General features: G+C 71.2%; 13 protein-coding genes. 10 read left to right on the plus strand and 3 right to left on the minus strand.

The annotated features are described in order from the left end of the window. Positions 1–27 precede the first annotated feature (27 nt). Entirely contained in the window at positions 28–1,992 is a 1,965-nt protein-coding gene (locus tag HW578_RS15485) for a TRAP transporter permease (RefSeq protein WP_198371452.1), read from the minus strand. Positions 1,993–2,002: 10 nt separating this feature from the next. Then, entirely contained in the window at positions 2,003–3,007 is a 1,005-nt protein-coding gene (locus HW578_RS15490; protein WP_198371453.1) for a TAXI family TRAP transporter solute-binding subunit, read from the minus strand. Between the two features lie 161 nt (positions 3,008–3,168). Here HW578_RS15490 and HW578_RS15495 point away from each other — a divergent pair, with 161 nt between their 5' ends. The 3 genes from HW578_RS15495 to HW578_RS15505 all read left to right on the plus strand — a co-directional run bounded on the left by HW578_RS15495 (position 3,169) and on the right by HW578_RS15505 (position 5,412). Beyond that, positions 3,169–3,582, plus strand: coding sequence for a CBS domain-containing protein (locus HW578_RS15495; RefSeq protein WP_198371454.1), 414 nt, complete (start codon positions 3,169–3,171; stop codon positions 3,580–3,582). A 30-nt stretch (positions 3,583–3,612) separates the two neighbouring features. After that, positions 3,613–4,056 (plus strand): CBS domain-containing protein, encoded by a 444-nt coding sequence (locus tag HW578_RS15500; RefSeq protein WP_198371455.1) that lies wholly within the window; start codon positions 3,613–3,615, stop codon positions 4,054–4,056. A gap of 105 nt (positions 4,057–4,161) precedes the next feature. Further along, positions 4,162–5,412: a hypothetical protein gene (locus tag HW578_RS15505; RefSeq protein ID WP_198371456.1), complete on the plus strand. Its 1,251-nt coding sequence runs from the start codon at positions 4,162–4,164 to the stop codon at positions 5,410–5,412. Between the two features lie 18 nt (positions 5,413–5,430). Here the strand turns inward: HW578_RS15505 and pdxY are convergent, their stop codons facing one another. After that, entirely contained in the window at positions 5,431–6,282 is an 852-nt protein-coding gene (gene pdxY, locus HW578_RS15510) for a pyridoxal kinase PdxY (protein ID WP_198371457.1), read from the minus strand. 242 nt (positions 6,283–6,524) lie between these two features. Here pdxY and HW578_RS15515 point away from each other — a divergent pair, with 242 nt between their 5' ends. The 7 genes from HW578_RS15515 to HW578_RS15545 all read left to right on the plus strand — a co-directional run bounded on the left by HW578_RS15515 (position 6,525) and on the right by HW578_RS15545 (position 12,282). Continuing rightward, on the plus strand, positions 6,525–7,826 hold the full coding sequence (locus tag HW578_RS15515; RefSeq protein ID WP_198371458.1) for an ABC transporter substrate-binding protein: 1,302 nt from the start codon (positions 6,525–6,527) through the stop codon (positions 7,824–7,826). Positions 7,827–7,839: 13 nt separating this feature from the next. Beyond that, positions 7,840–8,775: a branched-chain amino acid ABC transporter permease gene (locus tag HW578_RS15520; RefSeq protein WP_198371459.1), complete on the plus strand. Its 936-nt coding sequence runs from the start codon at positions 7,840–7,842 to the stop codon at positions 8,773–8,775. A gap of 16 nt (positions 8,776–8,791) precedes the next feature. Next, positions 8,792–9,727: a branched-chain amino acid ABC transporter permease gene (locus HW578_RS15525; protein ID WP_198371460.1), complete on the plus strand. Its 936-nt coding sequence runs from the start codon at positions 8,792–8,794 to the stop codon at positions 9,725–9,727. A gap of 8 nt (positions 9,728–9,735) precedes the next feature. Further along, complete coding sequence (locus HW578_RS15530; protein ID WP_232478998.1) at positions 9,736–10,503, plus strand: ABC transporter ATP-binding protein; 768 nt, start codon at positions 9,736–9,738, stop codon at positions 10,501–10,503. Further along, on the plus strand, positions 10,496–11,152 hold the full coding sequence (locus HW578_RS15535; protein ID WP_198371462.1) for an ABC transporter ATP-binding protein: 657 nt from the start codon (positions 10,496–10,498) through the stop codon (positions 11,150–11,152). The genes HW578_RS15530 and HW578_RS15535 overlap by 8 nt, the downstream gene beginning before the upstream one ends. A 101-nt stretch (positions 11,153–11,253) precedes the next feature. Beyond that, positions 11,254–11,484, plus strand: coding sequence for a 50S ribosomal protein L31 (gene rpmE, locus HW578_RS15540; protein WP_198371463.1), 231 nt, complete (start codon positions 11,254–11,256; stop codon positions 11,482–11,484). A gap of 330 nt (positions 11,485–11,814) precedes the next feature. Continuing rightward, positions 11,815–12,282 (plus strand): Hsp20 family protein, encoded by a 468-nt coding sequence (locus HW578_RS15545; RefSeq protein WP_198371464.1) that lies wholly within the window; start codon positions 11,815–11,817, stop codon positions 12,280–12,282. The last annotated feature ends 54 nt before the right edge of the window (positions 12,283–12,336 follow it).

Here is a 12,336-nt window from a genome sequence, read left to right on the forward strand (position 1 = left end):
GCGGCGCGCGGGCTCTGCCGCGCGCCGTCACGCCACGCGCGCGCGCCCCGCCAGGCCCTGCACCGCCGCCGTCGCGCCCAGCGCCACCAGCCCGACCAGGAGGCGCAGCTCGTCCGGCGCGACATGCGCGAAGGCCGCGAACAAGCCTACCGCGCCGAGCAGCACGCGCAGCGCCACCCCCATCGGCCGCAGCAGGAACCCCGCATAGGCCGAGGTGATCAGCGTGAGTGCCGCCACCTGGATGGCGGTCGCGGTGATGATCTCGACGAACCCGCCGCGCAGCATGATCCCCGGGTCGTAGATGAAGGCGAAGCCCACGGTGAAGCCCGCGATGCCGAAGCGCGTCGCGTGCACGCTCGTGATGGTCGGCCCCGCCCTGGCGATGGCCGCGGCGGCAAAGGCGGCGGCGGCGACCGGCGGCGTCGCATCCGCGATCACGGCGAAGTAGAAGGTGAACATGTGCGCCTGGAGCAGATCGACGCCGAGCGGCCGGCCGAGTTCCAGGATGGTCGGCACGCCGATCGCGGCGGCGATGATGTAGGAGGGCGTCGTCGGGATCCCGAGCCCCAGCACCAGCACGGTCAGTGCAACGAGCACCAGCAGCAGCCCGAGCGACCCGCCCGCCGTCTCCTTGATGATGCCACCGAAGGCCACGACCATGCCGGTCGCGGTCAGCGCCGAGACCACCACCCCCGCCCCGGCGATCGAGACCGCCAGCGGCGCCATGGTCAGCCCCGCGCTGTAGAAACTGTCCAGGATCGCGCGCCAGCCCATGCGCGTGCGCGCCCGCAGCAGGGAGACGCCCACCATCGCGACCGTCGCCCAGAAGGCCGCGTAGTTGCCCGACCAGCGTTCGGTCATCAGCCAGACCAGCAGCCCGATCGGCAGCACCAGGTGGGCATCCGCCAGCACCTCGCGCCAGGCGGGAATGTCCTTGAGCGCCATGGGCTCCATGCCCGCGCGCTTCGCCTCGAAATGCACCGCCGCCAGGATCGCGAAGTAGTACAGCACCGCACCGATCGCTGCGGCCACGATGATGTCGCCGTAGGGGATGTTGGTGATCTCGGCCATCACGAAGGCGGCCGCGCCCATCACGGGCGGCATCAGCGCGCCGCCCACGCTGGCCGCGCTCTCGATCCCGCCGGCCACCGCCGGGCGATAGCCGACCTTGATCATCAGCGGGATCGTCATGGCGCCGGTGGTGATCACGTTGGACACCGACGACCCGCTCATGGTCCCGAACAGGCCCGAGGTCACCACCGCCACCTTCGCCGGCCCGCCCGTGTAGCGCCCCGCCACCGCCGCGCCGATGTTGCTGAACAACCGCCCCGTCCCGCTGCCCTGCATGAAAGCGCCGAACAGGATGAAGACCGCGATGGTGGTGGCTACGATCCCGGTGAGTGGCCCGTAGACGCCGCCCGCGGTCGGCACCAGCCAGGCGGCCTCGATGATCTCGGGGGCGGTGAAGACGCGCGTGTTGAGCACGCCCGGCCAGTGGTGCCCCGTGAACATGTACAGCAGGCAGCCCGCCACCATCCAGGCGAGGCCCGGTTCCACCGCGCGGCGGATGGCTTCCAGCATGGTGACCATGCAGGTGACGCCCATCGCCATCATGGTGGGCGTGAAGGGGTCCACGTATTCCATGCGGTCCGACACGGCGGCCGCGTTCACGAACACCCACAGATGCGGCGCCGCCGAGGCAATCGCCCAGAGCCAGTCGAAGACCGACGGGCGGGCCTGCGGGGACCGCGTCGCGAAGGCCGGATACAACAGGAACAGCGGCGGCGTGAACACCAGCAGGTGCAGGGAGCGCATCTCGACCGGCTCGGGGAAGCCGAAGCCGCCGAATGGCATGGCGCGTTCGATCCCCGGATGCACCAGGCCGGCCGCCCATTCGAAGAAGGGGCCGCCGGCGAAGTACAGGTGCACCGCCGCCCAGAAGGCGAGCCACAGCGCGATCGCGCCGCGCAGCGGCCCTGCCAGCTCGCGCAAGGCGCTGCGCTCAGGCGCCGGGCGGGTTGGCGCCGACGGCGCGGAAGGCGGCCACGGCCCCGGGATGGAAGGGCACGCCGCGGTAGCCCACCGCCTGCTCCGGCGTCCATCCGGCCATGCTGGCATGGATGGTGGCCAGCCGCTGGCCCTTGTTCTTGATGAGGGTGGCGGTGATCTTCTGCACCACCTCGGCCGGGATGCTCTCATGCACCAGGATGACGCTGTCCATCATCGTCACCGGCGCATCGGCGCTCATGAGCGGCGGGTAGGTCGCGGCCGGCAGCACGCCCTGCGCATAGGCGTATTCCTGCGTCAGGTGGTCCATGATGTCGCGCGGGAAGGAGACGATGCGTCCGCCGCGCCGCCCCTGGCCGATCTCGGTCATGATCGCCGCCGGACGCGCGAGTGCGACGTACAGGTAGTCCACCTGCCCGTCATTGTAGGCAGCCGCGATGTCGGCATAGGACCCGTTCAGGTAGCGCCCGCCCTCGGCGCGGATCTTGTCCGGGCTGGTGCCGAGGAAGCGCAGGATGCGCTGCAGCGTCATCTCGTCCGTGGACGACCGCTGGGGTGCCGCGATCTTGAGCCCGCGCTGCGTCAGAATGGCGCGCATGTCCTCCGGCCCCGCGCCGGTGTGGCGCAGGAAATGGTGCTCGGTCGGCGAATAGCCGGTGCCCAGCGAGCGGATGCGCTCGTGCTTCGCGCTGTAGGGCTCGATCCCCTGCACTGCCGATGCCGAGAAGGCGTCGATCCCCCAGCCGATCTGCGACTGGTTGTTGTTGATGCGCGTGGGGTTGGCCAAGCCCCCGCCGGGCACCACGCGCACCTGGATCTCGGGGTTCTCCTCACGGATCAGCGAGGAAAGTCCCGCCGCCATGGTGTACCAGCCGCCACCCAGCGACCCCGCCACCCATTCGAGCGTCGCCTGGGCATGGCCGTGGCGAAGGGCGGGCACGGCGAGCGCCGCACCAAGGGCGCCGCGCGCGAGCGTGCGGCGGGTGATGAAGTGGGACATCCGAGCCTCCTGTGCCTCTTCGTCGAGTATGGGCAGGGTTGTCACGCGGCGGCAACGCCCCGCGGGGTCAGGAAGTTTCTCGTTGCCAAGCGATGACGCACGGGCGTAAGCGCAGGCCCGGTTGAGGCGGCAGGCACCCATCCCTCCCGGAGGTCCCCCGCATGGTCATCGGATCCGTCCTGCAGAAGCAGGCGACGCGCCCCCCCTGTGCCAGCCCCGAGACCCCGGTGGCCGAGGCCGCGCGCGTGATGGCCGGCACCGGCATCGGCACCCTCCCCGTGATCGACCGCGACGGCCGCCTGGTCGGCCTGGTCGCGGAACGCGACATCCTCTCGCTTGCGGCCGAGCGCCGCAGCGGCATCCGCGGCCTCGCGGTCGAGGAGGTGATGCAGCGCGACGTCGTGACCATGCCCGCCGAGGCGCCAGTCGAGACCGCGCTCACCGTCATGGAGCGCGCCCGCTTCCGCCACATGCCCGTCTGCGACGGCCAGGGCCGGTTGCTCGGCCTGGTCGGCCTCGCGGACCTGCTGCACCTTGTGCTCCGCGGCGGCGCGCCCGCCGCAAGTGCCGCGTAACCGCCCCACCCAGGACAGGGAGATACACGTATGACCATCGCCGCCGTGCTGCGCAGGAAGGGCAGCGACGTCATCTCGGTCTCGCCCGAGACCCTCGCCGTCGAGGTCGCGCGCCTGATCACCTCGCGGCGCATCGGCGCGGTCCTGGTGCGCGCGCCCGACGGCCAGGTGGCGGGCATCGTCAGCGAGCGCGACATCGTCAAGGCGGTGGCCGAGCGCGCCAACGCCACCCACGGCGTCTTCGTGCGCGACATCATGACGCGCGAGGTGGTGATGGTCAGCCCCGACACGCCGGTCGATGCCGCGCTCGAGATCATGGACCAGGGCTATTTCCGCCACCTGCCGGTGGTCGACAGCGACGGCAGGCTGCTCGGCATCGTCAGCGTGCGCGACCTGGTGAAGCACCGCATCATGACGCAGCAGCAGGATGTCGAGAGCCTGAAGGCCTACGTCACCCGCACCTACATGCACTGATCGTACAGGGCGGCGATCCGGGCGCCGCACCCTCGCACCACGGGCCGCGGTCCGGGACCGCAAGCCCCCGTGACGGCACAGCCGCACCCCGCGTATCCCTGCCGCATGAGACATCCACGCCGCCCCCTGGCCGCGCGCACGCGCGACCCGGTGCCTGCCCCCTTCCGGGTGGTCCGCGCCATGCTGGCCGGCACCATCGGCATCGGGCTGCCGGTGCTGCTCCACGCCATCCTGCTGCCGATCTGGGGCGAGGACAGCGCGGCCCTTTTCATCGTCTTCATGCTCGCGCTGCTCGTGGGCACCGGTGCCTGCTTCGTTTACGCCGGAGGCGGCATGCTGCGCACCGGCTACGCCATGTGCATCGTGGTCGGCGCCGGCTTCATCTCGCTCTCCCTGCACGAGGGTCGGATCCTCGGCGCGGTGCCGAGCCTCGATGCCGCCGCGGCCCCAGACCACCTCGCCGCCGCCGGCTTCCTGCTGCCCGGTGCGGCGCCGCGCGCCGGCCTTGCGCGGCAGGTGGAGGTCACGCTCACCCAGCCACGGCAGGCGCTGCGCGGCGCCTCCCGCGGCACCACCACGCTGCGCGGGCGCTTCACCGTGGTCCCGGTGGTCGATGCCGACTGGACGCCCGCGCGGCCCGTGCCGATCGTCGCCGTGCTGGACCACGGCCCCGATCGCGGCATCGGCGCCGTCACCACCGCGCCCTGGGAGTCCGGTCACGGCGTGCTGCGCCTGCTGCCCGACCCGCTGCGCGAACGCGCGGTGCGCCAGGCCCTGGCCGAGGCCGGCCTCGAAGCGGCACCGCAGATCGTGGTCGGGCGCTGGGTCGCAGATCCCCGCTGGGCCAGGCTCGACGCCGCGAGGCCGCTGATTTGGCTGTCCGGCGCCGCGATGCTCGGCTGGGCGGTGGTGATCCTCTCGGCCCATCCGTGGCTCGCCGTCCGCCTGCCCGGGCCGGTGGACGGCCCGCCCACGATGACCCGCGCCATCCTGCAGGGCATCGCCGCGCTCACCCTGCCCTGCCTTCTCGCGCTCGCGCTTCGCCATGCGGCGGCCGGGCCCGCCGTGATGCTGCTCGCGATCGGCTTCGCCGCGGTGCCCTCGCTGATGCTCGCCATCGTCGCCTTCGACAGCCGCACGCCGGTCGGCGTGCTGATCGCGGGCGTTATCCTGATGGTCTTCGTCCCCCTCGCGGTGGCGGCGCGCGGCGCCGGGCCGGGGGGCCTGCTACCGCCACTGGAGGGCGCGCGCCTCGACGACATCCTCGAGGCCGGCTTCGTCGTTGCCGCCGGATGGCTCGCCTGGGCCGCGCTGGTGGTGGCGGGACGGGTGCTCGGCCGGCGCGCACGCCCCTGAGGGGCCGCACCGGGGCGCTCAGCAGCCCTCGGCGACGAAGACCCGCGACGGTGCGACGAATTCCTCCTGCGCGGCGACCGTCAGGATCTCGCGCGACCCGGCCTCCGCCGTGCGCCGCAGCAGCCCGAAGACGGACGACGCCGCGGCCTCCAGCGCCGCGCGCGCAGATCCGCTGCGCAGGCGGTGTAGCAGGAAAAGTGCCGCGATCGCATCCCCCGCGCCATTCACCGAGACCGGCAGCATCGGCGTGGCCAGCCGCCAGAAATCGCCCCCCTCGCCGGCCAGCATGCCGATCTCGCCCTCCGGCGTGTCATCCAGCCGCAGCGAGGTCACCAGCACGCAGCGCGGCCCGCGCGCCTGCAGCGCGGCCACCGCCGCCTTCGCATCCTTCAGGCTGCGCACATCGCGCCCCGTGAGCCATTCCAGCTCGAACTGGTTCGGCGTGATGATGTCGGCCGCCGGCAGCGCCTGGTCGCGCAGGAATTCCGGTATGCCCGGGCGCACGAAGACGCCGCGCCCGACATCGCCGATCACCGGGTCGCAGCACCACAGCGCCGCCGGGTTCGCCGCCTTCACCCGCCGCGCCGCGTCCAGGATCGCCTCGCCGATCGCGGCCGATCCCATGTAGCCGGACAGCACCGCGTCGCAGCGCGCCATCACGCCGCGTTCCTCGATACCCTGCACGCATTCGGCGATCAGCTCGGCGCCGAAGACCTGCCCGCGCCAGGCGCCATAGCCCGTGTGGTTGGAGAACTGCACGGTATGGATGCCCCAGACCTCCGCGCCCAGGCGCTGCAACGGGAAGATCGCGCTCGCGTTGCCGACATGGCCATAGGCGACCCAGGACTGGATGGACAGGATGGAGGGCATCGGGACTCGCAGTGGCAGGACGGCGCGACGCTAGCGCCTGCTGCGCCATGGCGGAATCGTCGTCGCGATCCGATCGGCGCGGCGGCCCCCGCTTCGGCCCGGTCACTGTCACGCGCGCAACCATGCGCGCGCGCCGGGCGGGGAAATCGCCCTGACCGCCCTTGCGCCCGGCGCGATGCTGCGTCCATCCTTCCACCCAATAGCGCCACAAGCAGCGCCCAGACCCCCGAGGGAGAAACGCCATGACCACGCTCACGCGCCGCGAAACGCTGGCCGCCGGCTTCGGCGCGGTTCTGCTGCCAGCCACGCTCTCGGCCCAGCCCGCACCGCGCCCGGCCGAGCTCAAGATCGGCGTCACCACCTTCCTCTCGGGCCCGGCCTCGGTCTTCGGCGTGCCCTCGCGCCGCGCCTGCGAGATGCTGGCCGAACAGATCAACGCCGCGGGCGGCATCGCCGGCATCCCCATGCGTCCGATCTTCGTCGACGAGGGCCCGGGCACCGACCACCTGGTCGGCGAGATCCGCCGCCTCGTGCAGTCCGAAGGCGTGCACGCCATCTTCCAGTCGATCTCCTCGGGCTCCTGCCTCGCCTGCACGCCGCTCTCGCGCGAGCTCAACAAGGTGATGCTGCTGTGGGACTGCGGCACGCAGCGCATCTTCGAGGAGAACCGCTACGACTACGCCTTCCGCACCCAGGGCTACGGGACGTCGGAAGTGCTGGCGCCGCTGCTCTACCTGCTCAAGACCAAGCCCAACATCCGCACGCTCGCGGTGGTGAACCAGGACTACGCCTGGGGCCGCGATTCCTGGGAGCTGTGGAAGACCGCGATGGACGCGCTCAAGCCCGGCGTGCGCGTGGTCGCCGAGATGTTCCCCCGCTTCGGCTCGACCGACTTCTCGACCGAGATCACGCGCCTGCTCGCCCTGCGTCCCGATGTCATCTACTCGACCTCCTGGGGCGGCGAGCTGGTGACCTTCATCCGCCAGGCGACCGAGCGCCGCCTGCATGAGCGCACCACCTTCGTGCTGCCGGTGGCCGAGGCCTCGCTGCAGATCCTGGGGCGTTCCATGCCCGAGGGCCACATCATCGGCACCCGCGGCGACCACTGGAACAACCACCCCGCCCCGGCGAACCCGGAGCTGTTCAATTCCTTCGTCAACGCCTACCGGCAGAAGTTCAACGAATACCCGATCTACCCGTGCCACCACATGGCGCAGGCGGTCTGGGCGCTGAAGGCGGGCGTGGAGAAGGCGGTCGCGACCAAGGGTGGCGCGTGGCCGTCCGATGCCGAACTGGCGGCCGCCTTCCGCGGCCTCACCTTCCCCACGCCGACCTCGACCATCACGCTGCGCGAGGACGGCCAGGGGCTCGAGGACCAGATCGTCGGCGTCTCCTCCTTCAACGACCGTTTCCCCTTCGCGGTGCCGAAGGAGATGATGCTCTACCCCGCCGCGCAGGTCTCCGCCCCCATCGGGCAGAAGTCGACCGACTGGCTGAAGACGCTGCAGCCCGCGATGATCGAATCGACCGGCCGGTCGATCTGAAGGCCGGCGCGCGATGGCCGAGTGGTTCCAGGACAATGGCCTGCTGCTCGGCCTCGCGCTGCTCGACGGGCTGTCCTCCGCCGGGCTGATCTTCCTTGTGGCGGTGGGGCTGAACCTCGTGTTCGGCGTGCTGCGCATCGTCAACGTGGCGCATGGGTCGCTCTATGCCATCGGCGCCTACAGCGCGGCGTCGATCGGGATCTTCCTCGCCTCGCGCGGGCTGCCGGGCTGGGCGTCGATCCCGGCGCTGGTGCTGTCCGCCGCGCTGGTCGGCGCCGTGCTCGGGCCGCTGATCGAACGCTTCCTGCTGCGCCGCATCTACGCGCAGGAGGAAGTAGTCCAGCTGCTGGTCACCTTCGCGCTCTTCATGATCCTCGAGGACGTGCAGAAGCTGGTCTGGGGCGTGCAGCCGATCCACCACGACCAGGCGATGAAGCTGCTGGGGACCATCGACATCCCCTTCGGGGCCGACTTCATCCCCTTCACCAACTACCAGCTGTTCGTGCTGCCGGGCTTCGCGGTGGTCACACTCGTGGGCCTCGCCTGGTTCCTGCGCCGCACGCTGACGGGCCGCGTGATCGTGGCGGTCACCACGGACCGCGAGGCGGCGACCGCCATGGGCATCGATGCGCAGCGCATCTTCCTGCTCACCTTCACCTTCGGCGCCATGCTGGCCGCGCTCGGCGGCGCGCTGTCCTCGCCCACCGCAGCACTCGTGCCCGGTGTCGGCGCGCAGACCATCGTGCTGTCCTTCGCGGTGGTCGCAACCGCGGGGCTCGGGCAGATCGAAGGGGCGGCGCTCACCTCGCTGATGATGGGTCTGGGCCGATCCATTGCGGTCTATTTCGAACCGGAGCTCGAAGTGGTCGTGCCCTACATCATCATGGTGCTGGTGCTGCTGGTGCGCCCGCAGGGGCTGTTCGGCGTGATCGAGACGCGCCGCGTATGACCAGGCCTGCCCGCCGATGAAGCGCTACGAGCCGATCCTGGGCGTGCTGCTGGCCGCGGGGCTCGTCGCCGCCGCCATCGCCGCCCCCTGGCTGCGCTTCGTGCTGACCATCGCGCTGGCCAAGGGCATCGCGGTGATGGGCATCCTGCTGCTGCTGCGCGCGGGGCAGGTCTCCTTCGGCCATGCGCTCTATATCGGCTTCGGCGCCTATACCGTGGCCTTCCTGGCGCCCCGCGTGAACGATGGCGCGGTGCTGCTGCTGGCCGCCGCGGCCGGCGCGGGGGTGCTCGGCCTGATGGTCGGCCTGTTCGTAACGCGCTACCGGCAGATCTTCTTCGGCATGCTCAACCTTGCGATGTGCATGGTGTTCTATTCGCTGCTGGAGAAGCTGTACCACATCACCAAGGGTAGCGACGGCATCCGGGTCGAGATCATGCCCATCGCCGGCCAGGCGCTCGATCGCGTGACGTACGAATGGACAGTCTTCGGCATCGCGCTCGGCCTTGCCTTCGTGCTCGCCTTCCTGCTGCGCCTCTATCTCGCCTCCCCGATGGGCGAGGCGCTGGCGGGGATCAAGACGCGCGAGACACGGCTTGAGTTCATGGGCGTGCCGGCACGCGGGGTGCTGCTCGCGGCCTATGTCATCTCGGCGGTGGTGGGCGGGATCGGCGGCGCGCTGATCGCCATGACCTCGCGGCATGTTACCCCGCTGCTGTCGTACTGGACCGCCTCGGGCGAGCTGGTCTTCATCGCCATCCTGGGTGGCGCGGGCGGCGTGCTCGGGCCGTTCTTGGGCGCGGCCGCCTACGAGCTCGTGCGCGTCTACGCCGCGGCGTCGTTTGCCGATGCCTGGCAGATGATCCTGGGCGCGGTGCTGCTGCTGGTCATCCTGTTCGCACCCGGCGGGCTGTGGGGCATGGCGGCGCGCGCGATCGGGGGGCGCGGGCGATGAGCGGCGCCTTGCTCCGCGCCACCGGCCTGCGGCTCGCCTTCGGCGGCGTGAAGGCGGCCGATGGCATCGACCTCGATGTGATGGCCGGCGAATTCCTCGCCATCATCGGCCCGAACGGCGCGGGCAAGACCACCTTCATCAACATGACGACCGGCTACCTCAAGCCCAATGCCGGCTCCATCGCCTATGACGGGCGCACCATCACGGGGATGTCGCCGCGCGCCATCGTCAAGCTCGGCATCGCGCGGTCCTTCCAGCTGCCGCAGCTCTTCCTCGAGCACACCGTCGAGCAGAACATCGCGCTCGCCGTCGCTTCGCGCCACGGCATCTGGTCGCCACTGGTGCCCCTGCTGCGCCCTTCGTATCGCGACGAGGCGCGCGACCTGCTCGATCGCTTCGGCTTGTCCGCCATCGCCGATGCGCGTGCCGATGCGCTGAACGAGGGCGCGCGCAAGCTCGCCGACATCGCCATGGCGGTGGCGCTCAAGCCGCGCCTCCTGCTGATGGACGAACCGACCTCCGGCGTGGCGGCCTCGGAGAAGATGACGATCGTCGAGACGCTGGTGAACGTGCTGCGCGACGCCAAGGTCACGGCCGTCTTCGTCGAGCACGACATGGACGTGGTGGAACGCTTCGCCGACCGCGTCGCCGTCTGGTCGCAGGGGCGCATCGCGGCGCTGGGCCCGCCCGCCGAGGTGCTGTCCGACCCCGCCGTCCAGCGTGAGGTGATCGGCATCGAGCGCCACGCGACACCGCCGGGGGTGCGGCATGCTTGAGCTCGCCGCCGTCTCGGTCTCGATCGCCGGCGTGCCGGTGCTGCGCGAGGTCTCGCTCAAGGTCCCCGCCGGCGGCCGCGTGGCGCTCATCGGTCGCAACGGCGCGGGCAAGACCACCACGCTGCGCGCCCTGATGGGCCTCGTTTCCGCCAGCGCCGGGCGCGTGATGATCGATGGCGAGGACGAGACCCGCCTGCCCCCGCACCACCGCCCGCGCCACGGCATCGGCTACGCGCCCGAGGACCGCCGCCTGTTCGGCTCCTTCACGGTCGAGGACAACATGCTGCTGCCCGCCCAGGTGCTGCGCCTGCCGGCGGACGAGACGCGCACGCGCCTCGCGCGCGTCTATTCCCTGCTGCCGGAGTTGAAGGACCTTTCGCAGCGCAAGGCCGCGGGGCTTTCGGGCGGGCAGGGCAAGATGGTCGCGCTTGGCCGCGCGCTGATGGTGGGCACCCGCGCGGTGCTGCTCGACGAGCCCTTCCAGGGCCTGGCCCCCGCGCTGGCGCTGCGCTACGCGGATGCCCTGCGGCGCCTGCGCGCGGCCCTGCCCGACGTCGCCATCCTGATCACGGAATCCAACCCCGAACTTCTGCGCCCGCTGGTCGAGCAGACCTATGTGATCGAGCGCGGGGAGATCGCACCGGCCTGACCGCCGCCGCCACGGTTGCGCCGCCCCGGCCCCTCCCGTATACGGCCCGCTTCCTGCCCGCCGGTCGGTATCGTCGGGCGCCTTTGCACGAGCACACCCCGATGAAGCCCGACATCCATCCCGACTACCACGAGATCAAGGTCGTCATGACCGACGGCACGGAGTTCACCACCCGCTCCTGCTACGGCAAGCCGGGCGACGTGATGCGCCTCGACATCGACCCGAAGTCGCACCCGGCCTGGACCGGCCAGCAGCGCGTGATGGACACCGGCGGGCAGATCGCGAAGTTCAACAAGAAGTTCGCCGGCATCGGCGTGCGGAAGAAGGCGTAGGAGTCTCTTTTACGTCCCTCACACGGCGGGCGGCCGGCATCCGCCGGCCTTGCCTTCGCGCCGGCTGCGGGCCCGCCCGGCGCGGCTGATGGTCTGGGCGCAGTCGCGCTTTTCGCTCCCGGATCGCGGCAGGGCCGCGATCCGCATGGTGCTGTCCCTCCCCGGCGGCCCCCACCGCCGCGCCCCTTGAACCCCCCATTCCCCCCACCCAACTCCTGCTCGCCAGCGGTGCCCTCGAGGGCCGCCGGCGTGGAACGGCAGGGTTGCCCGTCAGGGGACCCGCGAGACCGGATCCGCAACATCGGACCTTGCTATCGCAGGAGGTTCATCATGAACGCCATCGACTTCTCCCCCCTGTTCCGCACCGCGATCGGCTTCGACCGCCTCGCGCGCCTCATGGACAGCGCCCGCACCGCGCCGGAGCAGAACGGCTACCCGCCCTACAACATCGAGAAGACCGGTGAGGACAGCTACGTCCTGACCATGGCCGTGGCCGGCTTCTCCGAGGCGGACATCGACATCACCGCGCAGGAGAACACGCTGACCATCACCGGCCGACCGCAGCCGCAGCCGGAGGATGGCCGCCGCTTCCTGCACCGCGGCATCGCCGGGCGCGCCTTCGAGCGCCGCTTCGTCCTCGCCGACCACATCGTGGTGCAGGGCGCGGACCTCGCGAACGGCCTGCTGCACGTGGCCCTGAAGCACGTGGTGCCCGAGGCGCTGAAGCCGCGGCGCATCCCGGTGCAGGGCGCCCGCCCGGCGATCGCCGACGAGGCCGCGCCGGCCCAGGCGGCCTGACGCGGAAGGCGCGAAGGGGCGATGCCCCTTCGCGCGGGATCTGGAGGGGCTCTG

It is taken from the genome of Roseomonas rosulenta, from assembly GCF_016106005.1.
Taxonomy (GTDB): Bacteria; Pseudomonadota; Alphaproteobacteria; order Acetobacterales; family Acetobacteraceae; genus Neoroseomonas; species Neoroseomonas rosulenta.

Coding starts and splice junctions, on each gene's coding strand:
- HW578_RS15490 (WP_198371453.1), bottom strand. CDS start 3,007: ATGTCCCACTTCATCACCCGCCGCACGCTCGCGCGCGGCGCCCTTGGT.
- HW578_RS15495 (WP_198371454.1), top strand. CDS start 3,169: ATGGTCATCGGATCCGTCCTGCAGAAGCAGGCGACGCGCCCCCCCTGT.
- HW578_RS15500 (WP_198371455.1), top strand. CDS start 3,613: ATGACCATCGCCGCCGTGCTGCGCAGGAAGGGCAGCGACGTCATCTCG.
- HW578_RS15505 (WP_198371456.1), top strand. CDS start 4,162: ATGAGACATCCACGCCGCCCCCTGGCCGCGCGCACGCGCGACCCGGTG.
- pdxY (WP_198371457.1), bottom strand. CDS start 6,282: ATGCCCTCCATCCTGTCCATCCAGTCCTGGGTCGCCTATGGCCATGTC.
- HW578_RS15515 (WP_198371458.1), top strand. CDS start 6,525: ATGACCACGCTCACGCGCCGCGAAACGCTGGCCGCCGGCTTCGGCGCG.
- HW578_RS15520 (WP_198371459.1), top strand. CDS start 7,840: ATGGCCGAGTGGTTCCAGGACAATGGCCTGCTGCTCGGCCTCGCGCTG.
- HW578_RS15525 (WP_198371460.1), top strand. CDS start 8,792: ATGAAGCGCTACGAGCCGATCCTGGGCGTGCTGCTGGCCGCGGGGCTC.
- HW578_RS15535 (WP_198371462.1), top strand. CDS start 10,496: ATGCTTGAGCTCGCCGCCGTCTCGGTCTCGATCGCCGGCGTGCCGGTG.
- rpmE (WP_198371463.1), top strand. CDS start 11,254: ATGAAGCCCGACATCCATCCCGACTACCACGAGATCAAGGTCGTCATG.
- HW578_RS15545 (WP_198371464.1), top strand. CDS start 11,815: ATGAACGCCATCGACTTCTCCCCCCTGTTCCGCACCGCGATCGGCTTC.